Annotated in this window: 17 protein-coding genes; 9 read left to right on the top strand and 8 right to left on the bottom strand. The window is 75.7% G+C overall.

The window, feature by feature from the left end; genetic code table 11:
• The first annotated feature begins 37 nt into the window (after positions 1-37).
• The 5 genes from FHX75_RS32080 to FHX75_RS00680 all read left to right on the top strand — a co-directional run bounded on the left by FHX75_RS32080 (position 38) and on the right by FHX75_RS00680 (position 10,687).
• The gene (locus FHX75_RS32080; protein ID WP_342797576.1) at positions 38-3,319 is read left to right on the top strand and encodes a fibronectin type III domain-containing protein; all 3,282 of its coding nucleotides are present in this window, start codon (positions 38-40) and stop codon (positions 3,317-3,319) included.
• 222 nt (positions 3,320-3,541) lie between these two features.
• Positions 3,542-6,103 (top strand): fibronectin type III domain-containing protein, encoded by a 2,562-nt coding sequence (locus FHX75_RS00695; protein ID WP_154938641.1) that lies wholly within the window; start codon positions 3,542-3,544, stop codon positions 6,101-6,103.
• Between the two features lie 33 nt (positions 6,104-6,136).
• On the top strand, positions 6,137-7,135 hold the full coding sequence (locus FHX75_RS00690) for an AAA family ATPase (protein WP_154936160.1): 999 nt from the start codon (positions 6,137-6,139) through the stop codon (positions 7,133-7,135).
• Between the two features lie 13 nt (positions 7,136-7,148).
• The gene (locus tag FHX75_RS00685; protein ID WP_154936159.1) at positions 7,149-8,297 is read left to right on the top strand and encodes a DUF58 domain-containing protein; all 1,149 of its coding nucleotides are present in this window, start codon (positions 7,149-7,151) and stop codon (positions 8,295-8,297) included.
• On the top strand, positions 8,273-10,687 hold the full coding sequence (locus FHX75_RS00680) for a transglutaminase TgpA family protein (protein ID WP_425463461.1): 2,415 nt from the start codon (positions 8,273-8,275) through the stop codon (positions 10,685-10,687). The genes FHX75_RS00685 and FHX75_RS00680 overlap by 25 nt, the downstream gene beginning before the upstream one ends.
• A 162-nt stretch (positions 10,688-10,849) precedes the next feature.
• Here FHX75_RS00680 and FHX75_RS00675 read toward each other — a convergent pair whose 3' ends face one another.
• Positions 10,850-11,641 carry an SDR family oxidoreductase gene (locus FHX75_RS00675; RefSeq protein WP_154936158.1) on the bottom strand — a complete coding sequence of 264 codons (792 nt, stop codon included), beginning with the start codon at positions 11,639-11,641 and terminating at the stop codon, positions 10,850-10,852.
• Entirely contained in the window at positions 11,638-12,618 is a 981-nt protein-coding gene (locus tag FHX75_RS00670) for an LLM class F420-dependent oxidoreductase (RefSeq protein ID WP_154938637.1), read from the bottom strand. The genes FHX75_RS00675 and FHX75_RS00670 overlap by 4 nt, the downstream gene beginning before the upstream one ends.
• Positions 12,619-12,859: 241 nt before the next feature.
• On the opposite strand from FHX75_RS00670, the gene FHX75_RS00665 reads away from it, so the two are divergent.
• Complete coding sequence (locus tag FHX75_RS00665) at positions 12,860-13,783, top strand: DUF1028 domain-containing protein (RefSeq protein WP_154936157.1); 924 nt, start codon at positions 12,860-12,862, stop codon at positions 13,781-13,783.
• Positions 13,784-13,876: 93 nt separating this feature from the next.
• On the opposite strand, the gene FHX75_RS00660 is transcribed toward FHX75_RS00665, so the two are convergent.
• Positions 13,877-14,548 carry a maleylpyruvate isomerase N-terminal domain-containing protein gene (locus FHX75_RS00660; protein WP_154936156.1) on the bottom strand — a complete coding sequence of 224 codons (672 nt, stop codon included), beginning with the start codon at positions 14,546-14,548 and terminating at the stop codon, positions 13,877-13,879.
• A gap of 105 nt (positions 14,549-14,653) precedes the next feature.
• On the opposite strand from FHX75_RS00660, the gene FHX75_RS00655 reads away from it, so the two are divergent.
• Complete coding sequence (locus FHX75_RS00655) at positions 14,654-15,106, top strand: YbhB/YbcL family Raf kinase inhibitor-like protein (protein WP_154936155.1); 453 nt, start codon at positions 14,654-14,656, stop codon at positions 15,104-15,106.
• Here the strand turns inward: FHX75_RS00655 and FHX75_RS00650 are convergent, their stop codons facing one another.
• Positions 15,107-15,994, bottom strand: coding sequence for a phosphatase PAP2 family protein (locus FHX75_RS00650; RefSeq protein ID WP_170285336.1), 888 nt, complete (start codon positions 15,992-15,994; stop codon positions 15,107-15,109). It lies immediately after the preceding gene.
• An 83-nt stretch (positions 15,995-16,077) separates the two neighbouring features.
• Between FHX75_RS00650 and FHX75_RS00645 the strand changes: the two genes are divergently transcribed.
• The gene (locus FHX75_RS00645; protein ID WP_154936153.1) at positions 16,078-16,749 is read left to right on the top strand and encodes a DUF3159 domain-containing protein; all 672 of its coding nucleotides are present in this window, start codon (positions 16,078-16,080) and stop codon (positions 16,747-16,749) included.
• 302 nt (positions 16,750-17,051) lie between these two features.
• Here the strand turns inward: FHX75_RS00645 and FHX75_RS00640 are convergent, their stop codons facing one another.
• Complete coding sequence (locus FHX75_RS00640; RefSeq protein ID WP_154936152.1) at positions 17,052-19,958, bottom strand: glycoside hydrolase family 48 protein; 2,907 nt, start codon at positions 19,956-19,958, stop codon at positions 17,052-17,054.
• A gap of 866 nt (positions 19,959-20,824) precedes the next feature.
• On the opposite strand from FHX75_RS00640, the gene FHX75_RS00635 reads away from it, so the two are divergent.
• Positions 20,825-22,309 carry a GH1 family beta-glucosidase gene (locus tag FHX75_RS00635; protein ID WP_154936151.1) on the top strand — a complete coding sequence of 495 codons (1,485 nt, stop codon included), beginning with the start codon at positions 20,825-20,827 and terminating at the stop codon, positions 22,307-22,309.
• A 123-nt stretch (positions 22,310-22,432) separates the two neighbouring features.
• On the opposite strand, the gene FHX75_RS00630 is transcribed toward FHX75_RS00635, so the two are convergent.
• From FHX75_RS00630 to FHX75_RS00620, 3 genes are all read right to left on the bottom strand, one after another.
• Positions 22,433-22,855 (bottom strand): roadblock/LC7 domain-containing protein, encoded by a 423-nt coding sequence (locus FHX75_RS00630; RefSeq protein ID WP_154936150.1) that lies wholly within the window; start codon positions 22,853-22,855, stop codon positions 22,433-22,435.
• On the bottom strand, positions 22,852-25,395 hold the full coding sequence (locus FHX75_RS00625; RefSeq protein WP_246157477.1) for a sensor histidine kinase: 2,544 nt from the start codon (positions 25,393-25,395) through the stop codon (positions 22,852-22,854). Before FHX75_RS00625 ends, FHX75_RS00630 begins: the two co-directional genes overlap by 4 nt.
• Before the next feature lie 97 nt (positions 25,396-25,492).
• Positions 25,493-26,893 carry an FGGY family carbohydrate kinase gene (locus FHX75_RS00620; protein WP_154936149.1) on the bottom strand — a complete coding sequence of 467 codons (1,401 nt, stop codon included), beginning with the start codon at positions 26,891-26,893 and terminating at the stop codon, positions 25,493-25,495.
• Positions 26,894-26,977 lie beyond the last annotated feature (84 nt).

The following is a 26,977-nucleotide window of genomic DNA, read 5'->3' as shown; positions in this document are numbered from 1 at the left end:
TAGCGTCCGGGCACCGTCTACCGGCAGCATGGCTCACGTGTCACAACCCTCCCCCCTCGTCGCTGCCCAGCAGCGGGCGCTCGCCCTCCGTTCCGCCGGTGATCTGCCCGCCGCCCGCCGGCTGCTGGCCGACACGATGGCCTCGGTCCGGCCCGCGTACGGCGAGGATCACCCGGAGGTGCTGGGCACCGCCCACCTGCTGGCGCGGATGCACCGCGAGGCCGACGACCCGACCGCCGCCCGCCGGGTGCTGGAGGAGGCGTACGCGGCGGGCGAGCGCCGGTGGACCGGCACCGAGCCGCTGATGCTGGCCATCTCCTTCGATCTGGGGTCGGTGGCCGAGGAGCTCGGCAACCGGCACGAGGCCCGCCGCAACTACACCCGGGTGGCCACCGCCGGGCCCGCCGTGCTCGGTGAGCACCACCCCGCGGTACGGGCGGCCCGGCAGTACCTCGGCGCTGCGGCACCGGCGACGACCCCGCCCCCGTCCCGGCCGGCCCCGCAGCCCGGGCCGGCTCCGCAGCCCGGACCGGTTCCGCTCCGGCACTCCGGGCCGCCCGCCGTTCGGCAGCCCGGACCGCCGAGCACCGCGCCGAGCACGGGCGGCCCGTTCTCCGCGCCCACGACCGGCATGCCGCAGCAGAGACCGGTCGTACCGCCGGTGCGGCAGCAACCCACGGCGCCGGTGCCCGCCCAGCGGCCCGCGCCGCCGGCGCCGCCCCTCGCTCAACAGGTCTCCGCACCACCGCAGGCCCCGCCCGTACGGCAGGTGCCGCCCGCGCCGGCACCACCCGCGCCACCGCCGCCCGTCGCGGCCTCGCAGCTTCCGCCCGCGCCACACCGGCAGATCTCCGTGCCGCCGGCACCCCAGGCGCCGGTCCCCCGGTCGGCCCCGCCCGCGCCACACCCGCCCGCCCGACCGACCCCGCCGCCGCCCATGGTCCCCGCGCCCACCCCGCCCCGACCCGGGCCACCCGCGCACGTCGACGCCGCCTCCCCCACCACGTCACCGTGGGCACCGCCGCACCTGCGGGCACCGACCGTGCCCCCGACCACGTCGCACCAGGCGACCGCGCCGGCGGATGCGCGGTCCGGAACCGACGCCACGTCGACCCTGCCGCCGGCGCCCGGGCCTGCCGCCGCGACGCCGCCGGCTCCGCGCCCGGCGCCGTCCCAGGCGGCAGTGCCACCGCCCCCCGTCCCCCCACGAGCACAGGTACCGCCCGGCCCGGTGACCACGCCCACGGTCGTCCCACCGGCGCCTCAGGTGCCGAGCCGGAATCCGACCCTCCCAGCGCCGCCGGCCGACGCGGCGCCGGCGCCACTTCCGCCTCCGCCGGACCACCGGCCGACCACGGGTACGCCGGTGACCACCGGAGGCACCATGCCGAGTCCGGTGACCACCGCAGGTACGCCGAGTCCGGTGACCACCGGCGTCACCGTGCCGGGTCCGGTCACCACCGGAGCCACCGCGCCGCATGCTTCGCCGGTCACGCCGCCCGAGAGATCGACCGAGCCGCCCGCCGCGGAGGTCCCGCGGCCGGCGGTCCCGAAGGCGCACGGCTGGGACCGGCCGACCATCCAGGTCCAGCAGATAGATCCGCTCCTGCGCGAGGAGGCACAGCGCCAGGCGGCGACGCCGCGGGCGACGGCCCGACCGACGAGCGCCCCGGTCAGCACGCCACCCGTCAGCGCACCACCGCTCAGCGCACCACCGGTCAGCGCACCACCGGTCAGCGCACCACCGGTCAGCGCAGGCCCGGGCACTACCGGCCCGGTCAGCGCGCCGCCGAACGCCGGGGCATCCCAGCCCGTCAGCGCGCCGCCGGTGAGCGCACCACCGGTGCCCCCGCCGCCCACGACCGCCCGACCGGTACCCGCACCGCCGGTCGTCAACGCACCACCGGCCACCGCGCACCCGGCCACCGCGCACCCGGTCAGTGCTCCCCCAGCCACCGCGCATCAGGTCAGCGCTCCCCCGGTCCCCGTGCGGCCGGTCAGCGCGGCTCCCATCCCGCCGGTCAGCACGCCACCGTTCAACGCCACCCCACCGGTCAGCGCGCCACCCGCACCGCCGATCAGCGCGCCACCGGTCACGCCGCCGCCTACACCGCCGGTCACGCCGGCACCCGCGCCGCCGATCAGCGCGCCGCCGGTCCCGGCACCCGCGCACCTGATCAGCGCCCCGCAACCGCCGCACCGTTCGGTCGCCCCGCCGACCCACCCCGTCAACGCGGCCCCCGCGCCCAGCACGCCGGTGAGCCACCCGCCGACGCCGCACCATGCGGTCACCCCGCCGGCCCACCACCTCAGCGCGCCCCCCGTGACCAGCGCCCCGCCCGCACCCGCCTACCCGGTCAGCACGCCGCCGGCACCAAGCCACCCCGTCAGCACCTCGCCGGCGACCGCCTACCCGGTCAGCACCCCGCCGGCACCGAATCAACCCGTCAGCATCCCGCCGGGACCCAGCTACCCCGTCAGCACCCCGCCGGCCCACCAGGCGCACCGGCCGCCGACGCCGCCCGTGGCCAGCACGCCGCCGGCACCCCAGCACCCGGTGAGCGCCACCCCGGTGAGCACACCGCCGGTCAGCGCGCCACCATGGGGGCTGACCGCGCCCCCGTGGAGCAGCGTCGCGCCGCCGCAGCCGCTGACCACCGCCCCGGTCCGCGACGAGCCGGCCGAGGATGACGACGCCACCGCCCAGGCGGACATCGACGGGCCGTTGGAACTCGTCGACGAGCCGCTGGTCGCGTACGACATGCCGCCGCGGGTGGCGAAGGAGACCGACGCCCCAATCGAGCAGCCGCGCCAGGAAACGGCGTATCCGCCGGTATACCAGCCGCCGCCGGCGTACCCGGTCGAGGCGCCGCCGGAGCGGCGCGGGCGGGGTCGCGTGGTGCTGGCCGTCGTGGCGGGCGTCGTGGTGCTGGGGGCCGCGGGGGTGGTCGGCGCGGTGGCGCTGGACCGCGGCGAGCCGGGGGTGCCGCCGGCGCCGACCGGGGGCACGCCGGGGGCGGCGAAGGCGACCGGCGCGCCGCCCACCGGCCTGAAGCTGCGCGACGACGGGACGAGCGTCACGATCACCTGGTCCGACCCGGCCGGTGGCGGCGTGCCGTTCATGGTCGCCGGCGGGCGCGCCGGCAAGGCGCTCGGCGTGATGGCCACCATCGACCCGGGACAGACGACCTACACCGTGAACGGGCTCAGCTCCACGGTGGACTATTGCTTCACGGTGCTGGCGGTGTACTCCACGGACGCCTTCGCCACGTCGGGACAGGTCTGCACGGACCGGGAGCGGCGGACGCCGGCGGGCTGACCGACCGTCCACGGCGCACACGCTGGGTGTCCACAGGGGGACCCAGCGGGTTCCCCGGTGCCGGCGCGGCCCATATGATGTCCCACGGCTCAGGGCAGGGTCGCCGGGGACACGGCGCGCCACCTGGACAGCCAGACGGGGAGGCAGCCAGACGTGGCCACCATCGACGACTCGGGGCGGAGCACCGTGACCGACACCGCCGCACCGCCACGCCGCTCCCGGATGCGCGGCGGGCTGGTCACCATCGGCACGGTGGGCGCGCTGCTGGCGGCGATGGGGCTGACGGTGCTCGGGCTGGGCGCCGCCGACAACGCGGTGGCCAACTACGACGCGAGCAGCTGGTTGTGGAGCGCGGCGCGCAGCGAGATGGCCCGGGTCAACGGCGTCACCGCGCGGGTCGACACCCGGATGGAGATCCCCGGCGCGCGGCGGCACCCGATGCAGGTCACCCAGACCGACCGGCTGCTCATCCTGCGCGACCTGAACACCGGTCAGGTCAGCTCGCTGGACCTGGCCACCCTCCAGATCACCGCGACCACCCGGACCACCCCCGGCCTCGGGGTCAACGTCGTGCTGCACGAGGACGCGGCGTTCGTCGTCGACGCCGTGCAGGGCATCGTCCGGCAGCTGGACCCGCGCTCGCTCACCCCGGTGGGCGAGCCGGTGCGCTACCCGCCGGGCATCACCGGCGGCGCGTTCGACGGCAAGGGCCGGCTCTGGATCGCGATCCCCAGTGAGGGCACCGTCTCGGCGGTCACCGCGGCGGAGCTGCCCTCCGCCCCGGCCGATGGCGGCGGCCTCAGCCCGAAGCAGGTCGAGACGTACACGGTGGCCGAGCCGAGCCACGAGCTGGTGGTGTCCACGCTGGACGACGGGGTGGCGGTGCTGGACCGCACCTCGGCGTCGCTGGTCACCGTCCGCGCCGGCGAGACGGTCCGCACCCCGCTGGCCATGTCGTCCGCGGGCACGCTGCCGGCCCGGACCAGCGGCCCGGCCGTGCCGGTCACGGTCGGCGGCGAGCGGCGGGTGCACGTCGTGGCCGACGGCAGCGAGGTACGCCAGTTCACCGTGCCGGGCAGCGGTGACCGGCTCAACGCGGCGGTGGCCTGGGCCGGCCGGTTCTACTGCGCCGACGAGGCCAGCGGGACGGTCTACGCCTTCGACGGCGCCGGCAAGCTGGTCGACACCATCCGGGGCAAGGGGATGACCGGCCCGCTGGAGCTGGACGTGCGGGAGAACCACCTGTTCATCAACGCGCCCGACTCGTCGACCGCGCGGGTGGTCGACGACAAGCACCAGGTGCGCGAGGTCAACAAGTACGCCAACGACGTGCTCGGCGGCGATCCGCCGCCGGTCCCCCCGCCGCCGCCTCCGCCGAAGAAGCCGAAGGTGGGCAAGCCGAGCGCGCCGCGCAGCGTCACCGCGTCCGCCGGCAACGCGCGGGCCCGGGTGAGCTGGAAGCCGGCGGCCGCGAACGGCGCCGAGATCACCAGGTACGTGGTGGAGGGCGGCGGCCAGAAGCACGAGGTGGGCGCCAACCAGCGGGCGGTGGAGATCACCGGCCTGACCAACGGCGAGTCGTACACGTTCGCGGTACACGCGGTGAACGCCAAGGGCGCCGGCCCGGCCCGGCGGAGCAACCCGGTCACGCCGACGGCGGCGGTGCCGGACCCGCCGGCCGGCGTGACCGCCGAGGCCCGGCCGGACGGCACGGTGCTGGTGAAGTGGCCGGCCGCGAACGGGCAGGGCAACACCATCGCGAAGTACGCCGTGACCGCGACCTCGGCCGGCACGAACGCCCCGGCCGGGGAGTCGGCGAAGACGGAGCTGGTGGTGCCGGCCGGTGAGCTGGAGTACGGCACCCAGTACGCCTTCACCGTGGTGGCCGTCAACGACAAGGGCGCCGGCTCGGCGGCCTCGCCGGTGAGCAACACGGTGGTGCCGTTCGCCCCGCCGGGGCAGCCGGTGGAGCTGCGGGCGACCACGGTCGCCGACCAGCGGGGCACCGTCGCCGTGCAGTGGTCGCCGGCGCTCGACAACGGCCGCCCGGTGACGAAGTACCTGGTCGACGTCGGGGGCAAGGTCAGCGAGGTGACCGACACGCAGACGACGGTGCGTGGGCTGGACGACGGGCAGAGCGTGACGGTGAAGGTGAAGGCGGTCAACGAGGCCGGTCCCGGCCCGGAGGCCAGCACCACCGCGCGGACGGTCGCGCCGCCCCGGGTGACGGTGACCGGATCGTCGGCGACCGCCACCGCGGCGACCGTCACCTTCACCGTCGACGCGGGCGGCGGGCAGGCCACCTGCTCGCTGAGCACCGCCGGTGAGGCGGCGAGGGCCGGCCCCTGTTCCAGCATCACGATGCCCGGCCTGACGCCGGGGACCGCGTACACGTTCACGGTCACGGCGAGCAACGCCGCCGGCAAGGGCACGGCGAGCCGCGCGCAGACCACCGACCCGCTGTACGGCGTCGCCACCTGCAACAACGGCGCGTCCGGGCCGGAGGCGAGCTACTGCGACAACGACGTGGCCGGCCGCAACGGCAACGAGGTCTTCTCCGTGCCTCGGCAGGACAACAACAGGCAGGTCGGTTGGGCCAAGCCCGGCACCCGACTCAAGGCGTACTGCAAGAAGTCGGGCGAAGAGGTCTACGCCTACATCTACAACGACAACAAGCGCAGCACCTGGTGGGTGCAGGTCGAGTACTCCGGGCGCAACTACATCCCGTGGGCCTGGCTCAACCTGGAGGGCGGCGACAACATCAACGTCCTGCCCACCTGCTGACGCCGCACCAGCCAGTCGAGGAGCACCACCACCGTGAACAGCCCCCAGGAACCGCTCACCCACCCGGAGGTGCAGGGCTTCGCCGCCCTCGCCGCCCGGCTGGCGGAGAACGTCAACGCGGTCGTGCTGGGCAAACCGCAGGTGGTACGGCTGGCGCTGACCGCGCTGTTCGCGCAGGGGCACGTCCTCCTGGAGGACGTGCCCGGCGTGGGCAAGACGACCTTGGCCCGGGCGATCGCCGCGACGGTCAAGGGTGAGTGGCGCCGCATCCAGTTCACCCCGGACCTGCTCCCCTCGGACGTCTCCGGGGTGACCATCTTCAACCAGGCCACCCGGGGCTTCGAGTTCCACCCCGGGCCGGTCTTCGCCAACATCGTCATCGCCGACGAGATCAACCGGGCCTCGCCGAAGACCCAGTCGGCGCTGCTCGAGGTGATGGAGGAGCGCACCGTCACCGTGGACGGCGTCCGGCATCCGGTGCCACAGCCCTTCCTGGTGGTGGCCACGCAGAACCCGGTCGAGATGGACGGCACCTACCGGCTGCCGGAGGCGCAGCTGGACCGCTTCCTGGTGAAGCTGTCGGTGGGCTACCCGGACGAGGCGGTCGAGGTGGAGGTGCTGCGCGGCGCGACGGTCCGCTCCCCCGACTCGCTCAGCGCGGTCACCGACACCGCCACCGTCGGGGAGATGGTCCGGATGGCCCGCCGGGTGCACATCGCCGAGCCGCTCTACGCGTACGCGGTCCGGCTGGCCGCCGCGACCCGCAGCCATCCCCAGGTACGGGTCGGGGTCAGCCCCCGGGGCGTGATCGCGTTGACCCGCGCGGCGTGCGCGTACGCGCTGATCGACGGCCGGGGCTGGATCATGCCGGAGGACCTGAAGACCCTCGCCGAGCCGGTCTTCGCGCACCGGCTGCTGCTCACCCCGGACGCGCAGGTGCGCGGGGTGACCCCCGCCGAGGTGCTGCGCCAGGCGATCGCGTCGGTGCCGGTGCCGCTGCCGTCGGGCCAGCCGGCCCCGGCACACGGCTGACGGCCGTACGCCGATGGGGATCACCGCCCGGGGCGTCGGGCTGCTCGTCGCCGCCGTGCTGCTGCTCGGCGTCGGCTTCCGCTTCGCGTACCCGGAGTTGGCGCTGCTCGGCGCGGCGGCCGCGGTGGCGGTCGGCTACGCCGTGGCGACCGCGGCCTGGCGGCCCCGCCTGGCGGTCGCCCGCAGCGCCGACCCGGACCGGGTGGCCCGGGGCGAGCCGGCCCACATGACGGTCACGGTGCGCAACGCCGGGCGGCTGTTGGCGGCGAACCTGCTGGCCGAGGACCGGTGCGGCGCGGCGACGGTGCCCGTGCCGGTGCTGCGGCTGCGTCCCGGGCGGGACACCACCGTCCGGTACGAGGTGCCGACCCGACGCCGCGGCGTGGTGCCGGTCGGCCCGCTGCGGGTGACCCGGCGCGACCCGCTGGGGCTGGTGGCGCTCTCCCGCCCGTACGGGGGAACGGTGCCGGTCTGGGTGCACCCGCGGATCCACCCGCTGACCGCGGTGCCCACCGGCGCGGGGCGCAGCCTCGACGGCCGGTCGGACAGCGTGCCGCACGGGTCGATCACCTTCGACTCGCTGCGTGAGTACGTGGTCGGCGACGAGCTGCGCCGGGTGCACTGGCGCACCAGCGCCCGGGTCGGCGAGCTGATGGTGCGGGAGAACGTGGACACCAGCCTGCCCCGGATCGTGGTGCTGCTGGACAACCGGGCCGGCGCCCACCCGCAGCGGGTGGACGGGGTGGCCGAGTCCTTCGAAGCCGCCTGTGAGGCGGCCGCCTCGGTGGTCACCGCCGCCGTCCGGGAGGACCTGCCGGTGGCGCTGCTGCTGGTGGCGCCCGGGGAGGACCGGGCCGGCGAGCCGCCGCTGGACCGGCTCGCCGCGGTGGAGCTGACCGACGGCGACGCCGACACGTTGCGCACCTCGGCGAGCCGGCTGCGGCAGGACCGGGCCGGCGACACGCTGGTCTTCCTCACCGGGCCGGGCGGCCGGGGTGACCTGGGGCAGCTCGGCGCGCTGCGCGGGGCGTACCCGTCGGTGGTGGTGGCGGTCTTCGGCGCGGACGGGCCGACGCCGGCCGCCGCGGCGGGCCTGGTGGTGCTGGACGTGGCCGACGGCGCCGGGTTCGCCGCCGAGTGGGACGGGGTCCGCCGGTGGTGACGACGCAGGCGCGCCCGGCCGCACCCGGTCCGGCGACGCCGCCGGGCGACGGTCGGGGCGCGACGGTGCGGCGGGGGCTGCGCGCGGTGCCGGTGCCGGTGGCGCTGGTCGTGCTGACCGCGCTGGCCGGGGTGGTGCTCGGTCGGGTGTACGCGGACGACCTGCTGACCCGGCTGATGCTCGGCGCGGCGGTCGGCTCGGTGCTGGTCAGCGTGGCCGCCCGGCGGCTGCCGTCCTGGCTGGTGGCGCCGGTGTCGGTGGCCGCGATGGCCGGCTGGACGGCGTTCTCGCTGCACCTGGCCGCCCGGCACGCCGACCTGCCGGGCGGCTTCGGGCCGATCGTCGCCGACGCGGCCCGCAACGGCATCCCCCGGCTGCTCACCGCGATGATCCCGGTCGAGCCGGCCCCGGACACCGTGCTGGTGCCGCTGGTGGCGGCCTGGCTGGCCGGGCTGACCGGCGCGGAGGTGGCGCTGCGCGCCGGCCGGACCCTGCTCGGCTTCCTGCCGCCGACGCTGCTCTACGCCGGCGCGCTCTACGTGGTGGGACCGAACGCGGACCCGGCGACCTGGCCGTCGGTGGCCTTCGCCGGCGCGGTCGCGGTGGGGCTGGCCGGGTCCGACCGGCGGGGCGCGCCGGGGGCGGCCGATCCGACCGCCGGGCTGGCCCCGTCGGTCCGGGCGGCCGTGCGGACCCGGCTGGTGGCGGGCACCGCGCTCGGCCTGGCGGTGGTGGTGGGCCTGGCCGCCCTGCTCGGGCCGCTGCTGGCCGCCCGGGTCGACGACCGGCCGGTGGACCCGCGCCGGTACGTGGAGCCGCCACGGGTGGAGTCGCTGGACGAGAACCCGCTGATCCGGATCTCCGGCTGGGCGCTCAACCCGGAGCAGAAGCTGCTGGACGTGACCACGCGGGCGCCGGCGGGGACCGAGAGCCGGATCCGGCTGGCGGTGCTCAGCGACTACGACGGGGTGACCTGGCGGGTCGGCGCGACCTACCGCAACGCGGGGCGGATCCTGCCCGCCACGGCATCCCACGCCGGGCCGGTGGAGGCCGTCCGACAGGAGATCACCGTGGCCGACCTGACCGGACGGCTGCTGCCGGCGGTGGCCACCCCGCGCGAGGTCACCGGGGCGCGGGTGGCGTACGACCCGGCGACCGGGACGCTGATCCGCCCGGAGGGGCTGAGCCCGGGACTGCGCTACACGGTCACCTCGGCGCGGGAGCGGCCGGACACGAACCTGCTCGCCACCGCCGACGTGCCGGCCGGGGCGGAGGTGGCGCGGGTGCTGCGGGTCGCCGACGGGACACCGGAGCCGCTGCGCAAGCTCGCCGGCCAGCTCGCCGAGGACAACGGCGCCCCGTACGCGCGGGCCGCCGCGATCGAGCAGTTCCTCGCCGAGCACTACCGGGTGGTGGCGGACGCGCCGAGCGGGCACGCGTACCCGAATTTGAACTTCTTCCTCTTCGGACCGCGCGGTGGCGGCGGGCAGCGCGGCACGTCGGAGCAGTTCGCGGCGGCGTTCGCGGTGCTGGGCCGGCTCACCGGCCTGCCGACCCGGGTGGTGGTCGGTTTCGAGTCGCGCGGCGACGGTCCGGTCCGGGCCGCCGACGCGTTCGCCTGGCCGGAGGTGCTCTTCTCCGGCGTCGGCTGGGTGCCGTTCGACCCGCTGCCGCGGCCGGACACCGAGCCCCGCCCGGTGGAGGAGGACTTCCGGCCGACGCCGGACGACCCGCCCCCGTCGGAGGTGCCCGAGCCGACCGTGGAGCCGACCGCGACCCCGCCGGCGGTGGCCGCAGCCGACCGTCCCGGCGGTGATCGGGGTCTGCCGACGCCGGTGCTGGTCGCCGTGGCGGTCGCCGGCCTGCTGCTGCTGGTCGGGGCGGGGCTGGCCACGCTGGCCGGGATGCGCCGGGCGCAGGCGCGGGCCCGCCGCGAACGGGGTGACCCCGGTGAGCGGATCGCCGGCGCCTGGCGGGAGGTCACCGACGCGCTGCGCCTGGCGGGCCGGCCGGTCGGCGGCGACCTGGCCGCCACGGAGGTGGCCCGGCACGCCCGACGAACCCTGGCCGACGCCCGCGCCACCACGACCGCCGACCGGACCGCTCCCCCGACCGCCGGCCCGCCTGCTCCCCCGACTGGCGAGACCGACCACGCCGGGTACGGCCTGGCCGTCGCCACCGCACCGGCCATGGTGGACGGCCCTGACGTGGACGAGCTGGCCGTCCTGCTCAACCAGGTCGCCTTCGCCCCCGGTAGCGCCACCCCGGCCCACGCCGACCGGGCGTCGGCACTCGCCGAGCAGTACGTGGCGGCCCTGCGCGCCGCCCGCCCCGGCTGGCGCCGCCTGCTCTGGTCGGTCCACCCCGGCCCCCTCCGCTGGCACCCCTGACCCCCGGCACCCCAGCCGCGCGCCCGGGCACGGCCAGCGCGGCCTCCGTCCACGGTGATCAAGAGGTTTGCGTCGGGAGACCGGCCCGCCGAGACGCAAACTTCTTGATCACCGGGCCGGGCCGGGCCGGCGGGAGGGGGGCGGGAGCGCGGGAGGGAGGGGTCAGGCGCGGAGGCGGCGGACGAGTTTGCGGAGGCCGGCCTGCCAGCCGTCGGGGTCCTGGGCGCGGCGCAGGGCGTACGCGGCGACCTCGGGGTGCGGCAGGATCAGGAAGCGCTCCTCGGCCAGCCCGGCGATGGCCGCGTCAGCCACCTGATCGGGGGTGAGCACCGCGCCGGAGGCCGCGATCACCCGGGCGCCGAGGTGGCCGGCGGCCAGCCCGTCGGCGAGCATCGGCGTGTCCACCCCCTGCGGGCAGAGCGCGCTGACCCGGACGCCCTGGTCGCGGTAGGTGATCGCCAGCCACTCGGCGAAGCCGACCGCCGCGTGCTTGGTGGCGGTGTACGGGGCGTCGCCCACCGCGGTCAGCACCCCGGCCGCCGAGCAGGTGTGCAGCAGGTAGCCCTCACCCCGGGCCAGCATCGCCGGCAGCACCGCGCGGGCGGCGTACACGTGGGACAGCACGTTGACCCGCCAGGACCGGTCCCACTCCGCGTCGGCCGCCTCCACGCCCCCGCCGGTGGCCACGCCCGCGTTGGCGCAGAACAGGTCGATCCGGCCGTACCGCCGCTCGGTGTCGGCGACCAGCTCGCGGACCTGGTCCTCGTCGGTGACGTCCACGGCGACGGCCCGGGCGATCGGGCCGACGCTCTCGGCCACCGCGCCGGTGGCGGTGGCGTCCAGGTCGGCCAGCACCAGCGCCGCCGCGCCCTCGGCGGCGAACCGGCGCGCCAGCGCCGAGCCAATGCCGCCGGCCGCTCCGGTGATCACCGCCACCCGGTCGGTCAGGTTCACGCCCGCTCCTCCCCCGCCGGCCCGAGCCGGGCGATCAGGTCGCCCAGCGCGGCGGCGCCGCCGGACGTCAGCTCCGGGGTGGGCAGCAGCGCGAGCACCGGCACGTCCACCCCCGCCTTGGCGTAGCGGCGCACCTCGGCGCGGCACCGCTCGGGCGAGCCGTGCAGCACCAACGCGTCGACCACCTCGTCGGGCACGGCCGAGCCGGCGCCGCGCCGGTCCCCGGCGGCCCAGGCCGTCCACATCGGGCCGAGCGCGCTCTCCCGGCCCAGCCAGCGGTGGAACTCGGCGTACGCCGGCACGGTCAGGTAGCTGGTGATCAGCCGCCGGCCGAGGGTGCGGGCGTAGCCGGCGTCCTCGGTGGGGCAGACGAAGATCCGGGCGACCACCTCGAAGCCGGGGCCGCGTCCGCCCAGCTCGGCGAGGGCCTTGGACACGTCGTCGGCGGCGAGCCAGTTGAGGATCACCCCGTCGGCCTCCGCGGCGGCCAGCCGGAGCATCCCGGGGCGCAGCGCGGCCAGCAGCACCGGCGGCGGCACCGCCGGTGGGCGTTCGAGGGTGAACCGGCGGACGGCGAAGGTGCCGAACGCCCCGTCCACCGTCTCCCCGCGCAGCGCCGCCTGGAGGAAGCGCAGCACGTCCCGGGTACGCCGGAACGGCTCGGTGAACGGAATCGCGTTCCAGTCGTCGACCAGCACCGGCGAGGAGGCGCCGATGCCCAGCGCGAAACGCCCCGGGGCGGCCTCGGCGAGCGCGGCGGCGCTCATCGCCAGCAGCCCGGGCCCCCGGGTGAAGACCGGGGCGATCGCGGTGCCGAGGCGCAGCCGCGGCTGCCAGGCGGCGGCGAGGGCGAGCGGGGTGAACGCGTCGGCGCCGTTGACCTCCGACGACCAGACGTCGGTGAACCCGGCCCGGTCGAGGGCCGCGTAGACCGCGGCGTGGTCGGCGAGCGGGACGCCGCCCAACGGCACCGTCATGCCCCATCGGTTCGTCATCCGGTCGATCGTGCCCGCTCGCCCGCCCGCGGACAAGGGTCACCGATCGCCGGTCGCCGCCCGACGCGTCCCGACCGCCGGCAGGGACGGACGACGATGTCCGCACGAGACGTCGGCCGGCCGGGCCAGCGCCGGTCGGTGGCGTCGGTCACCCCGGTCGCGGCCGACCGCCGCCCGCCCTCGGGGGCTCCCGGGTGCCCCACGGCGGCGCTAACCTTCACCGGTGACCTTCTCCCTCGTCGCCCGGTCCGCCGACGGCCGCCTGCACGGCGTCGCCGTGGCCAGCAGGTTCCTCGCCGCCGGCGCCCTGGTGCCGGCGGCCGAGGCGGAGGTGGGCGCGGTGGCCAGCCAGGCCCACGCCAACCTCTCCTACCGGCCGAACGGGCTGGCGCTGCTGCGCGCGGGCGTCCCCGCCGCCGACGTGATCGCCCAACTGGTCGCCGCCGATCCGGGCCGGGACGACCGGCAGCTCGGTGTGGTGGGCGCCACCGGCCCCGGCGCCACCTGGACCGGCCCGCGCTGCGGCGGCTGGGCCGGTGGCCTGGCCGGCGACGACTGGGCGGCCCAGGGCAACATCCTGGCCGGCCCGCAGATCGTCGAGGCGGTGCGCGACGGCTGGCTGGCCGGCGAGGCGCTGCCGTTCCCGCAGCGCCTGCTCGCCGCCCTGCGCGCCGGTGAGCAGGCCGGGGGCGACCGGCGCGGTCGCCAGAGCGCGGCCCTCCTGGTGGTCCAGCGCGGCGGTGGGTACGCGGGCACCGGCGACAACCTGGTGGACCTGCGGGTGGACGACCACCCCGACCCGGTCGGGGAGCTGCACCGGCTGCTCGACATCCACACCATGCTCTTCGGCAAGCCCGACCCGGCCACCCTGCTGGAACTGACCGGCCCGCTCGCCGACGAGGTGGCCGGTCTGCTGGCCGCCGCCGGTTACCCCGCCGGCGGCGCCGGGCTGACGGCCGCCGTCCACCCGGCGGGCGCCGCGGCGCCCGCGACGGTGGCCGGGCCCGCGCTGGAGGAGGCGCTCGCTTCCTGGGCGGGCTGGGAGAACCTCGAGGAACGGCTGGTGCCGGGGCACATCGACCCGATCGTCCTGGCGCATCTGCGCCGCACGGTCGCCGCGGTCCCCGCGCCCCGGACCGGCGACTGACCCGGGCTCCGGCGACCCGCCCCTGCCCAGCACGGCGGGCGCGAGCGGGGCCGGCGACCCGGACGGCCGGCACCCGGCGCCGGGCCGGGCACGTCAGCCCGCGAAGGAGAGCCAGCGAAATTCCGCCGTCGCGATCTCGGCGCGCTCGGCCTCGGTGAGCGGCAGCCGGCCGGTGGTCTTGCGGATCAGGGTGAGCGGGTCCCAGCCCAGCCGCGCCGGGACGGGCCGCCCGCCGGTGAGCAGGTCGGCGACCACCCGCGCGGCGGTCGGGGTCAGCCACGGCCGCCGGTCCAGCGCCCGGGCCAGGTCGAGGCCGTGCACGCCGACCTCCACCACCCGGGTGACCAGGAAATCGGACAGGGTCATCGCGTCGCCGTGCCGGGTGCGGACCACCCGGTCGGCGGGCTGCGCCGCGACGGCGGAGTCGGTGCCCCGCCAGGCGGCGGTGAAGGCCTCGGCCGTCGCCGCCGCGTCGGCCGGTCGCCGGGCCGCCCGGCGGGCGCTGTCGACCCGCGCCGCGTCGACCTCCGGGGTGAACTTCGCCGCGCCGAAGTAGCCGGCGGCGTCCACCTCCGCCCGGGGCGGGGCCGGCGCGGCGAGCATGTCGACCAGGCGGCCGGCGCCGGTGCTGACGTGGGCGACGAGGTCGCGGACGGCCCAGGGTGGGCAGGGGGTCGGGCGGTCCAGGTCCGCCTCGGACAGGGTGCGCAGCACTCCGTCGAGCCGGGCGCACTCGTCCCGGAACGCCGTCCGTACCGTCTCCACCGGGCCGGTCCTCCCCCGCCGTCGTCGTGCTCGTACCCTGCCACGTCGGTTTCGGCCGGCCGGTCGCGGGTACGCGCCGGGCCGACGAGAGGGGGCGGGCGACAGATGGCCGGCATCATGCTGCGCAGCACCGCGTTCAACGACCACGACCAGTTGCCGGGGCGGTTCTCGCGAGACGGAGGGAACGCCTCACCGCCGTTGGAGTGGTCCGACGTGCCGGAGTCCGCGACCGAGCTGCTGCTGCTGGTCGAGGACCCGGACGCCGGGCGGAGCCCGTTCCTGCACTGGCTGGTCACCGGGATCTCCCCGACCTCCAGCGGGGTCGGGGAGGGCATGGTCCCCGAGGGCGGCCAGGAGTGGCCCAACGGCTTCGGCACCACCGGGTGGGGTGGACCGCACCCGCCGAAGGGCGACGAGGCGCACCGCTACTTCTTCCGGCTGTACGCCCTGGAACGCCCGGTCGACCTGGCCGACGCCCCGCAGGCCGCCGACGTGCACGCGGCACTGGCCGGCCGGGAACTGGCCAGCGGCACCATGGTCGGGACGTACCGGCGCTGATCAGCCCTTGTAGCGGGGCACCAGGCGGTGCATCGGGAGCAGCACCAGCGCGGCCACCACCGCCATCGTGCCGGCGATGCCGGCGGCGCTGCCCGCGTACCCGATGAAGAGCGGACGGCGGCTCAGCTCGTCGACCGGCACCTGCTGCTGGTCGAGCAGCCAGGACAGGGCCAGGCCGCTGGCGACGACGGCCGCCAGGCCGCCCAGCCCGAGCAGGGCCGCGGCGACCCGGTGCGCGTCCTCGGCGGAGACCTGCGCCTGCTCCCGTTGGAAGACCAGCAGGAGCAGCCCGGCCAGCGCCGCCCAGACGCCGACCACGAGGAACGCCGCCACGGCGTCGCTGGGCCGGTGCCAGCCGGCGGAGAGGGTGGCCACGCCGGCGATGGCGGCGTACGCGACGCCGAGGAACGCCCCGAGCGGGCGCACCTTGGGCGGCAGCACCAGGACCAGCGCCAGCGCCACCGAGGCGGCGATGGTGGCGTGCCCGCTGGGCAGGCTGTTGCCGGCGGCGTCCCGCTCCGGGTCGATGCCCAGCGCCGGCCGGTCGAGGACGTACTTGAGCAGTTGCGTGCTGACGTTCGCGCCCGCGATCAGCAGGGTGGCCGCGACGGCGAGCGCCTTGCGGCCACGGATCAGCGCGATGAAGCCGATCACGGCCGTGGCGGCGAGCAGCGACACCACCGACATCGCGTTGAGGATTTTGTTGACCGGCCCGTCGATGCGGTCCTGGCCGATCTGATTGCCGGTCAACGCGACCGTGTCCAGCCACTGGCCGGTCCCGGTGTGCACGGCGAAGCGCCACAGCACCACGAGAGCGGCCGCCTGGGCCAGAGCCAGTACGACCAACCAGACTGCGGTCCAACCCCTTGCCGTCGCGCGCACCCGCACACCGTAACGGCCCGCCCGGCAGGTCGCTCGGCGGGACACCGGTGCGTCCCGGCTAGGTTGGGGCCGGACCACGGGAGGTGACGGTGGGCGGTACGGCGGAACGGGAGCCGGCGGTCGCGGAGCGGCCGGAGTCGCTGGCGGACCTGCTCGGCGGGCGGCGCGGCGCGGTCGACGCGACCCTGCCACCGGTGGCGTTCACCCTCGGCTGGCTGCTGACCGGGCGGTCCATCGCCGGCGGGGTGGCGGCGGCCGTGCTGGCCGGCACGGCGGTGGCCGGGTGGCGGCTGCGCCGGGGCGACCGGCCGAGGTCGGTGCTGGTCGGGCTGCTCGCCGTCTGCGTCGCCGCGTTGATCGCGCTCTACACCGGACGAGCGGCCGACTTCTTCCTGGTGCAGCTCTTCTCCAACGCGGCCAGCGCGCTGGTCTGGGTGGTCAGCATCGTGGTGCGCTGGCCGCTGCTGGGGGTGGTGGTCGGGGTGGCGCTGCGGCAGCGGGGCCGGTGGCGGCGGGACCGGGCGCTGCTGCGGGCGTACTCGCGGGGCAGCTGGGTCTGGGCGGCGACGTACGCGTTGCGGGTGGCGGTGTTCCTGCCGTTGTACCTCGGCGGTCAGGTGGTCGCGCTGACGGTGGCCCGGGCGGCGCTGACCTGGCCGCTGGTGGCGGCGGCGCTGACGGTGAGCTGGGTGCTGATCCGGCGGTCGCTGCCGGCCGGCCATCCGGGGCTGCGGCACCCGGTCACCCCGGACGGAAGCTGAACCGGGGGGAAAATTAAGGGAGAGGCCGCCACGGGGGGAGCGGCCTCTCCGAGAAACACGGTACTCCGTCGCGCGGCGTCGTGTGATCCCACGACGCCCTCTTTTTTCGCGGCATTTCCCCGACGCACGCCGCGGGCGGGCGGTGGGGTGGGTCGCCCGATCCGCTGCGTCGACCGGATGGTCGACCCACCCCCGGCCCGACCGTGGGAGTCGGGCCGCCCGCCGACCGGGCGGTCCGCTCCCCCGGGCCCGGTCGGCCCCCGGGTGGGTGGCGCCGCGCCACCCACCCGGGAGGGGTCACCTCACCCGTTCGGGAACAGGTTGCCGTAGTCGGCGTACGCCATGGCGACGTCGGCCTGGGCCCAGAACCGGTGGTAGTTGAAGGTCGGCTCGGCGCCACCGTTGAGGTAGGCCTGCACCTTCGGCCAGTCGGGGTCGTTCTTGTAGAACGACCGGATGTCCAGGAAGCTCTTGCCGGCGGCGATGGCGTCGCCGTTGGGCATCTTCCCGGTCCAGCCGGACGGGACGTAGAGGCCCTGTCCGTCGGCGGCGGTGTAGACGTCGTCGAAGCGCCGGTAGTCGCCGCGCTTCTCGGTGGTGGAGACGCCCTTGGCGTCGCTGGCCGCGTGGAGGGCGTCGAGCAGCGCCTTGGCGGTGTTCTTGGCCGACACGTTGCCCGACTTCGCCGCGTACGCGATCAGGGTGCGGGCGTAGGCGGCGGCGACGCCGACGTCCTGGCCCTTCACCGTCACCTCGACGTGCAGGTTGGTGTTCGCCTGCGGGTTGGCCGGGTCCCAGTTGTTGGGCTGGCCGGTCCACTTCATGTCCGACGGGATCGACCAGTTGGTGCCCACCGTGGTGTTGGCGATGGCCCACGGCACCCACTTGTCCAGCAGCGCCTTGGCCTTGGCGTTGCCGGTCTGCAGGTACAGCTCGGCGATCCGCTGCATCGACCAGGCCTGCATGCCGAACCACTGGTTGGACGGCGGGTCGTTGTAGACCGGGTCGACGTCGTAGTACATGCCGTAGAAGGTGGCGGTGCCGGCCGGCGGCTGGGCGTAGCTGCCGTCCCAGCTGTTGGTCGCGCCACCGGCGATACCGCCCTCGGCGGACTGGAGCCAGGTGTAGAACTCCAGCTGCCGATCGAAGCTCTTCTGCCAGTCGGCGACCGCGGTCGGCGACTTGGGCTTCAGCTCCGGCACGTTGGTCAGCGCCCAGGCCGCGAACGGGTTCTGGTAGCCGAAGTGGTTGTGGCTGGAGCCGATCCGCCAGGACCAGTTCTGGCTGGGGTCGTACGCGCCACCCCAGGCGTAGTACCAGGACATCAGGAAGTGCGCCGAGTCCCGGCCGCTGCCGGCCGGGCAGGTGCTGGCGCCGACGCAGTTGCCGATCTTCTTGAAGTACTTGTCGAACATGGCGTAGCGCAGGTAGTCACCCATCTTGGCGGCCTTCGCCACGGTGGCCGCCACGTCGGCCTCCCTGCCCTGGGCCTTGGCCCAGGTCAGCGCCCAGTACGCGGCCTGCACGGCGCGGGCGTCGGCATCCGGGGCGTTGGTGTACTTCCACTGCTTCGCGGGGGCGCTGCCCTCCTTGACGAACAGGTCGAGGTAGCCGTACTGGCCGCCGTGGGCGAAGGTGTCGCAGGAGGGCTGTGGCACGGTCTCCCACACCGACTCCTGGGTGCCCCGCTGGAAGGTGTTGATGTACGCCGGCCGGGTGGTGCCGTCACCGCAGCGGCCGAAGCCGTAGGTGTTGTCGACGTCCAGCAGCCAGTGCATGCCGTAGATGTCACCGGTGCCGTAGGTGCTCTGCAGTTCCGAGCGGAGCGGGTCCTGGCCGACCGGGACGGAGGGCTGCAACTGCGACGGGTACTGGCTGGGCAGGTTGTACTCGGCGGCGTACTGGGCGGTGCCCGCCGCGCCGGCCGTCGGCTGGTCCGAATGATTCGGAATTATATATTTCTCCATCACCGTCCAGGCGTTGTTGAACGGGGCCCAGTTCTGGGTGACCCGGCCGTACTGCGCCTCCAGCCAGAGCCAGAAGCTGAACGCCTCCGAGGTGGTCTCGTGGCCGTGGTCGGGCGCCTCGACGATCAGCGTCTCCACCGAGTGGTACGGCACGCCCTCCGGGCTGAAGTACCCCGAGTTCTTGATCTTGCCGTACTGGTCGAGGAACCGCTTGATGTAGGCGTTGTCCCCGCCCGGGGTGTCGTTGTCGATCTCCGTGACGGCGATCGCCAGCGGCGCGAAGCCGGTGGCCGAGGCCGTGACGGTGGCGGTCCCGCCCAGGGTGTCCGCGTCCTCGGCCGCGGCGACGGTGGCCGTCACCCCGGTGTTCCAGTTGGCCGGGGTGAGCGTGACGGTCGCCGGGGTGACGGTGACGTCGGTGTCGCCGGTGCGGGTGAGGGTCACCGGCACGTTGGCGCTGGGCGCGGCGCTGAGCTTCAGGTTGACCGTGCCGGTGCCGCCCTCGGTCACGCTGACCGCCGACGGGGTGGCCACCAGCACCGGACCGGAGGCGGGGTTGACGGTGAACGCCTTCTCCGCCACCGCGACGCCGTTGGCGTTGTCGTACGCCTTGGCCTGCACGGTGTAGCTGCCGGCCGGCAGGTCCTCCAGCGTGTAGCCGTACGGGGCGGTGGTGTCGGTGTTGACCAGCAGGCCGTTGCGGTAGAACTCGACCTTGGCGATCGTCCCGTCCGGGTCGCTGGCGGTGGCGGTGAGCGGCACGTCGGCCGGTGCCTCGAACGGCCCGGTCGGCAGCCCCAGCGACACCGTCGGCGGCTGGTTGGCCGGGGTGCCGTTGCAGGCGACCCCGTTGAGGGTGAAAGCGGTGGGCTTCGGGTTGCTGCCGGAGTACGCGCCGTTGAACCCGATGGTGGTCGACGCGCCGGTGCCGAGGCTGCCGTTCCACGACTCGTTGGTCGCGGTGACCTCGCTGCCGGTCTGGCTCCACTTCGCCGACCAGCCCTGGGTGACGCGCTGGGAGCTGTTCGGGAAGGAGAACTTGAGCGTCCAGCCGGTGAGCGCGTCGCCCAGGTTCTTGACGGTGACGTTGGCGGTGAAACCGGTGTTCCAGTCGTTGGTCGCGTAGACCACGTCGCAGGCGGGGGCGGCCTGCGCGGCGCCGGCCGGCAGGGTCACCCCGCCGATGGCCAGCGCGGTGGCGGCGAACATCGCCGTCCGGCGGCGTCTTGCCCAGAGTCTCATGTGCGCGGTGTCTCCTCGGAGGAGGGCCGGAGCCTGACGGGGCCGCCGGCGAGGCGCCTCCACGCGAGCAGGGAACGCGGGGGGACGGAGGCGCCCGGGAAGGTGGTCGGTGCGGAACTGCGCCGGTCTGCCGCCCCTGGGGCGGCGGCGGCGGTTCCTCGGGGTGCCGTCCGGAGATCCGGATGCCCTCGGCGACCCACGCTCACGCGAGCTGGCTCCGCTGCGTCGATTCGACAGTCTGCCATGGAAGCGCTCCCACGACAACACCGCAGGGAGAGCACCGATCGATGTTTCGATCTCGTTTTGGGGCTTTCACAAACCCGTGACGGGCGTTACAGTCGCTGCATCGCCGATGGGAGCGCTTCCATCGACGGAGATGCAATTGTTTCGACGACCGTGGTCGCCCGGCCGCGGTGCAAGCCAAGAGGCTGACGACGGGCCAGCCCGGACACCGTCGCCAGCCGACACCCGCCAGTGACGGAGGGAGGTGGAACCAGAGCCACTCGCGTGGCCCGGCTCCCGCGCGACACGCACGGCGGACGCCAATTCGACTCGTGCGTGTGTGCACCAAGGTGGGGACGGGGGTTGCCCTCCCCCGTCCCCACACTAAACCCCCGTAGTCGACGGGAAAAGAGGCCGACGGGACAGGCGCGTACGCCGCCCGGCCGGCCTCGCTCGCTATCTGCGCCCCGCCCGGCGCGTCGGACGACCGACGGCGCCCGTCACATCTCACTTCCCCCATCCCGGCCGCCTCCGCGCGGCCCTCTAGGCTGGCGGTCCGCCCCCGAGGCGGCCGGAACGCCGCATGCCGGTGCTGGGAGCGCTCCCGGCCGTCGGGGTGGCCCGCACCCTGAGGAGAAACACCGATGTCGATACTCACCCGACGGCGACTGCTGCACCGCGCCGCGCTCTCCGCCACCGCCAGCGCCGGGCTCTCCCCGGTCGCCGCCGCCGTGGCCGGCGCGGCCGCCGCCGTGACGGTCGGCTGCGACACCCCGCCGGACGGGGACCCGACCGCCACTCCCGGCGCGGGCACCCTGCGCTTCCCACGCGACTTCGGCTGGGGCGCGGCCACCTCGGCCTACCAGATCGAGGGCGCCGCCAAGGAGGACGGGCGCGGCGAGTCGATCTGGGACACCTTCAGCCGTACCCCGGGGCGGACCCGCAACGGCGACACCGGCGACGTGGCCGCGGACCACTACCACCGCTGGTCCGAGGACCTGGACCTGATGCGCGACCTCGGCCTGCACAGCTACCGGTTCTCCGTCTCCTGGCCCCGCATCCAGGCCGACGGCACCGGCCGACCGAACCAGCGCGGCCTCGACTTCTACCGCCGGCTCGTCGACGGCCTGCACGAGCGCGGCGTCGCGCCCATGGTCACCCTCTTCCACTGGGACCTGCCCCAGTCGTTGCAGGACGCCGGCGGCTGGGAGAACCGGGACACCGCGTACCGCTTCGCCGACTACGCCGACGCCGTGTTCCGGGGCCTGGGCGACCAGGTGCCGGTGTGGCTGACCGTCAACGAGCCGAAGACCGTGGTGCAGAACGGCTACCTCTGGGGCCACCACGCCCCGGGCCGGCAGGATCCGGACGCCGCGTACCTGGTCGCCCACCACCTCCAGCTCGCGCACGGGCTGGCGGTGCGCGCCCTGCGCGCCACCGGCTCCACCGCACGGATCGGGCCGGCGTTCAACCTGCACCCCTGCTACCCGGCCGACGACACCCCGGCCGCGGCGGCCGCGACCCGGCTCTACGACGGGTACGAGAACCGGCTGTACCTGGACTCCGTCCTCACCGGCGCGTACCCGGCCGACGTGCTGGCCGACCTCGGCGAGGACAGCCGGCTGGTCCGGGGCATCGCCGACGGCGACCTGGAGATCATCTCCAGCCCGGTCGACCTGCTGGCCGTGCAGTACTACACGCCGATCTACGTCACCGCGGACGGCGGCACCGTGCGGCGGTGGGCCACCTCCGAGGCGGAGTGGCAGCAGATCTACCCCGAGGGGATGTACGACATCCTGACCCGGGTCACCCGTGACTACGGCCCCGTCCCGATCACCGTCACCGAGAACGGCCTGCCCTGCCCGGACGTCGTGGGCGCCGACGGCACCGTCGACGACGCCGGCCGGATCGCCTTCCTGCGGGACCACTTCGCCGCCGCACACCGCGCGATCGCCGCCGGCGTGCCGCTGGAGAGCTACCACGTCTGGTCGCTGCTGGACAACTTCGAGTGGGCCGAGGGCTACGACCAGCGCTGGGGACTGGTCTACGTGGACTACGCCACCCAGCGCCGCATCCCCAAGCGCAGCGCCCACTGGTACCGGCAGGTGATCAGCGACAACGGCCTCTGAGCGACCTGCCGGCCGGGACCGGCGCACCGGACCGCGTGGGGGCGGTCCGGTGGTCCGACCCGCCGGGGCGGGCGGGCCCGGCCGAGCGGGACCGGCCCGCCGGTACGGCGGGGCCGGTCGTCGTCAGCGGGGCAGCGCCTGCTGCAACTCGGCGCGCAGCGCCGGGGTGAGCATCTCGCCGGCCTGCTTGGCCAGCCGGGCCATCTCGTAGCCCACCACGCCGATGTCGGCGTCCGACGCGGCCAGCGTGGCGAGGATCGAGCCGTCGCGGATCTGCATCACCAGGAAGTAGCCGCGACCCATCTCGACGACCGTCTGCTTGACGATGTCGCCGTCGAACATCTGGGCCGCCCCCGCGGTGATGCTCATCAGGCCGGAGGTCACCGCGGCGAGCTTGTCGGCGTGGTCGCGGGGCAGGTGCGCCGAGATCGCGACCAGCAGCCCGTCGGAGGAGACCACCACGGCGTGGGCCACCCCCGGCACCCGCTCCGCGAACGCGTTGACCAGCCAGCTAAGGTCCCGCGCCTCCTGGCTCAACGTCGTCACTGTCGTCCCCCTTCGCTGTGCCCACCCGACGGCGGCAAGATTATCTCCCGGGTCTCCTCGGCCTCGGCCCGGCGGACCCCGCTGTACAGCCGCGACAGCATCCCCCCGACCGCCTCCGGGTCCGGGTCGTCCCGTGCGGCGGCAACCTCCGGACGGGCCGGCTCGGTGACCGCGGAGAGCTGAGCCATCGGCACCCGCACCGGCAGGCCCCGTTCGTTGGTGCCCCCGATGACTGGCGTCGCGGGCGGCGCGGGCGTCACATCACCGGCCGGCACGGCGGCGGACGGCGCGGGCCCCTGGCGGGACCACCAGCCGCCGCCGGCCGCCGGGGCGCCCGCGGCCGGCGACAGCACGTCCTCGGCGCGGACCGGCACCGGCCGCCCCTGGACGGGCACCACCGGAGCCGGGTCGGGACGACGGCCGGCCACCGGCAGCTCCGTCGGCGCCGGCGCACCGGCCGGGCGTCGCGGCCCGCCGGGGCGGGTGGCGCCGGCGACCGCCGTGGTCAGCATCCGGGGTGAGACCGGCCCGTCCAGCTCCGCCGGGGGCGCGGCGGCCAGCAGCGCGGCGGGCAGGTCGATCCGGGCGAGCAGGCCCTGGGCGCCGCCGCTGAGGCGTACCCGGATGCCGTGCCGGGCGGCGAGGTGGCTGACCACGAACAGACCCATCCGCTCCGAGGCGGCCACGTCGGCGGCCGGCGGGGAGGCCAGCACGGTGTTGGCCTGTTCCAGCGCCGCCGGGCTCATCCCCAGCCCCTGGTCGACGATCTCCACCACCGCGCCGTGGCCCTCGGCCCGGGCGCCCACCCGGACCACGGTGTCGGGCCGGGAGAAGGCGGTGGCGTTCTCCAGCAGCTCGGCCAGCAGGTGCACCAGTTCACCGACGGCGTGCCCGACCACGTACAGGTCGGCCACCGACTCGCGGCGGACCCGCTGGTACTGCTCGATCTCGGCGCTGGCGGCCAGCAGCACCGCCCCGAGACCGACCGGGCGGTTCCACCGCCGGGTGGACTCCGTGCCGGCCAGCACCAGCAGGCTCTCGTCGTTACGGCGCATCCGGGCGGCCAGGTGGTCCAGCTTGAACAGGTTCTCCAGCTGGTCCGGGTCGGCCTCCTCCCGTTCCAGGTCGTCGAGCAGCTCCAGCTGCCGCTCCACCAGCACCTGGCTGCGTCGGGCCAGGTTGACGAACATCGCGTTGACGGTGCGCCGCGTCTCCGCCTGCTCCACCGCGACGCTGACCGCGCTGCGGTGCACCGCGACGAACGCCTCGGCCAGCTCGCCGATCTCGTCGGAGGAACGGACGACCGGGGGCGGCACGTCGATGGTGGGTACGCCGCCCTGCACCGAGCGGAGCCGGTCCAGCGCGTCCGGCAGTTCGACCTGGGCGATCCGCAGGGCCTGCCCGCGCAGGCGCTGCATGGAGTTGGCGATGGACCGGCCGATGAGCAGAGCGAGCAGCACGGCCAGCCCGAGCACCACCACGATGCCGCCGACCACCAGCAGGGTGGTGCGCAGCCGGTCGCCGCTGACCGTGTCGGCCCGGGTCACCGCGTCGTCCAGCACCCGCGCCTCCAGCTGGCGCAGCAGCTCCTGGCGCTGCTCGCTGGCGGCCCACCACTGCGGCGCGGGCAGCACCTCCGCGCGGGCGCCGCCGGTGGGCAGGCTCTTCTCCTCCAGCTTCATCGCCGCGACGAACGCCGGGTCGACCGAGGTCCGGTCGTAGAGCCGGACCTGATCGTTGGTGGCGGCGACCCGGAACGCGCCGAGCGCGGCCAGCTGCTGCGCCCGCAGGTCGGTGAGGGTCACCTGGTCGTCCAGGTCGTAGCGGCCGGCCCGGGCGGCGGCGTAGAGCTGCCCGCGGATCCGCGACGACAGCTCCTTGACCCGGGCGAGCTGCACGTACCGCAGCACGGCGTCGGTGAGCACGGGCTGCTGCTCCCCCGGCGAGGGCTCCGCCAGCAGGTTGAGCAGCGCCTCGATGGCCCGGTGGTAGTTGCTCAGGATGGTGTCGCTGTTGAGCACCGCCGGCGGCACCGCGGCCCGGATGTAGACCACCTGGTCGTACGCCTCCAGCGCCTCGCCGTACGCCACCCGCCAGGACGCGTCGGCGTCGGCCAGCGGCTGCGCGGCCCCGCGCAGCTCGCTGACGGCCTGGTCGGTGGCCGCCTGCAACGGCCGCAGCGCGCTGACCGCCGCGTCCCGGTCGGCCTCGCTCCCGGCCCGCCGCAGCTCGGCCAGCTCCCCCGCGGAGCGGTCCCGCTCCTGCTGGAGCCGGTCGACCACGGTGGTGATCTGCCGGCCGATGCCGACCTGCCGGGCGAAGTCGCTCAGCGCGGTGGTCTGCCCGACCAGCGCCGCGGTCTGCACGCCGGCCAGCACCAGGAAGGCCACGGACGGGATGACCAGCACGGTGGCGAGCTTGGTGCGCATCCGCCAGTCGCGCAGCCGGAACGGCGAGCGCCGCCGGTGGGGTACGACCCGGACGGTCCCCCGGCTCCGACCACCCTGCTCGCCCTGCCTCGGGTCGGGACCTGCGCCCACACCTGCCTCCTCGGTCCCCCGCCTCCCCCGCGTCAGGGAGCGGGGTCCATCCAACCAGGCCCGCGAGCTGTGTCAACGGGCTGTGCCACCGCTCCGGTCAGGAAGCGGCGCCGGAGCGCTCCGGAGCGCGTCCCTCGTCGGGCGGGTCGGTCATCGCCAGCCGCCCCGCCTCGGCCACCCGGCCCAGCGCCACCAGCGCCGCGCCGATCGCCCCGATCTCCGGCTCGGCACGGTGCCGCACCGGGCGGGGCGCCAGCGCCGTGGCGAACGCCGAGCGCCACCAGGCGGAGGCCGCCATCGCTCCCCCACCCAGCACCACCTCCATCGGCGTCTCGACGGTGGACTCCAGCACGGCCAGATCGTCGGCGACCATCCGGCACAGGCCGGCCATCAGTCCGGCCAGGATCTCCACCCCGGTGGTGGCGAAGCTGAGCCCGCGCAGCTCGCCGGCGCCGGCCGGAGCGAAGCCGGGTGGCCGGTCGCCGCCGAGGCGGGGGTCGGCCGTCACCGCGCCGCCGTCCGGCGGCACCCGGGCCAGCGCGGCCGCCAGCTCCGGGCCCTCGGGCAGCCGCAGCTCCCGCTTGGCCCAGGTGTACAGGTTGCCACCGCTGGAGTAGGCCGCCCCGGTCACCACGTACTCGTGGTCCACCCGGTAGCGCCAGAGTTCCTCGGGCAGCGGCGGCAGCGGCTCACCGGCCGGCAGCCGGTGCAGCAGCCGGACCGCCGCGGAGGTGCCCACGGTCACCGCCGCGCGCCGCCCGTCCACGCAACCGGACCCCACGTTGGAGGCGGCCCCGTCACCGACCGGGACGGCCCAGGCCACGCCGGCCAGCTGGGGCCACCGACGGGCGTGCTCCGCGCGCAGTCGCCCGTTCCACCCCGTCGGCGCCAGCTCGGGCAGCTCGCCCGGGCGGACCCCGGCCAGCTCGCAGGCCTCGGCGTCCCAGGTCAGCGTGCGCAGGTCGAGCAGTCCCGTGCCGGAGGCCATGGAGACCGACATCGGCGCGGTGTCGAGCAGCTGGCCGAGGACGTACTCGGCCAGGCCGGCGAACCGGGCGATCCGGCTGCCGCACCGCGCCCGGAGCCAGGGCAGCCGGAGCGGCCAGTAGCCGCGGTGCCACCACCCGCCGGTCCGTTCGTGGTAGGCGTTCGGATCGGCCGGGCCGGCGTTGCCGGGGGCCGGCACGGGGCGGGTGTCCAGCCAGGTCAGGACCGGCCCGAGCGGCGCACCCGCGGGGTCGAGCGGCACCACCGAGTGCCACTGCGCCGAGACCGCGACCAGGTGCACGTCGCGCAGGTGCCCGGCGGCGGCGAGCTCGTCCAGGCACTCGACCAGGCAGGCCAGGTACTGCGCGGGGTCGAGGGTGCCCGAGCCGCGGTCGCCGATGCTCACGTGCACCTTGCGTCGCGCCAGCGCACCCGGCCGCGGATCCGCGTCGGCGTCGAGCACGAGCCCGCGTACCGAGGAGGTGCCGAGGTCGAGAGCGAGAATGTTCATCGCCGGTCACGGTACCCGCCGACCGGCCCGGCAAAGCCTCGATCGCTCGCGGGCGCGCGACGCGTACCTCGGACGGCTTCCGCG

Origin of the sequence: Micromonospora palomenae (assembly GCF_007829925.1) — a bacterium.
GTDB lineage: Bacteria > Actinomycetota > Actinomycetes > Mycobacteriales > Micromonosporaceae > Micromonospora > Micromonospora purpureochromogenes.
Note: the sequence above shows the minus strand (reverse complement) of the source record. Positions and strands in the feature narration are given on the sequence as shown.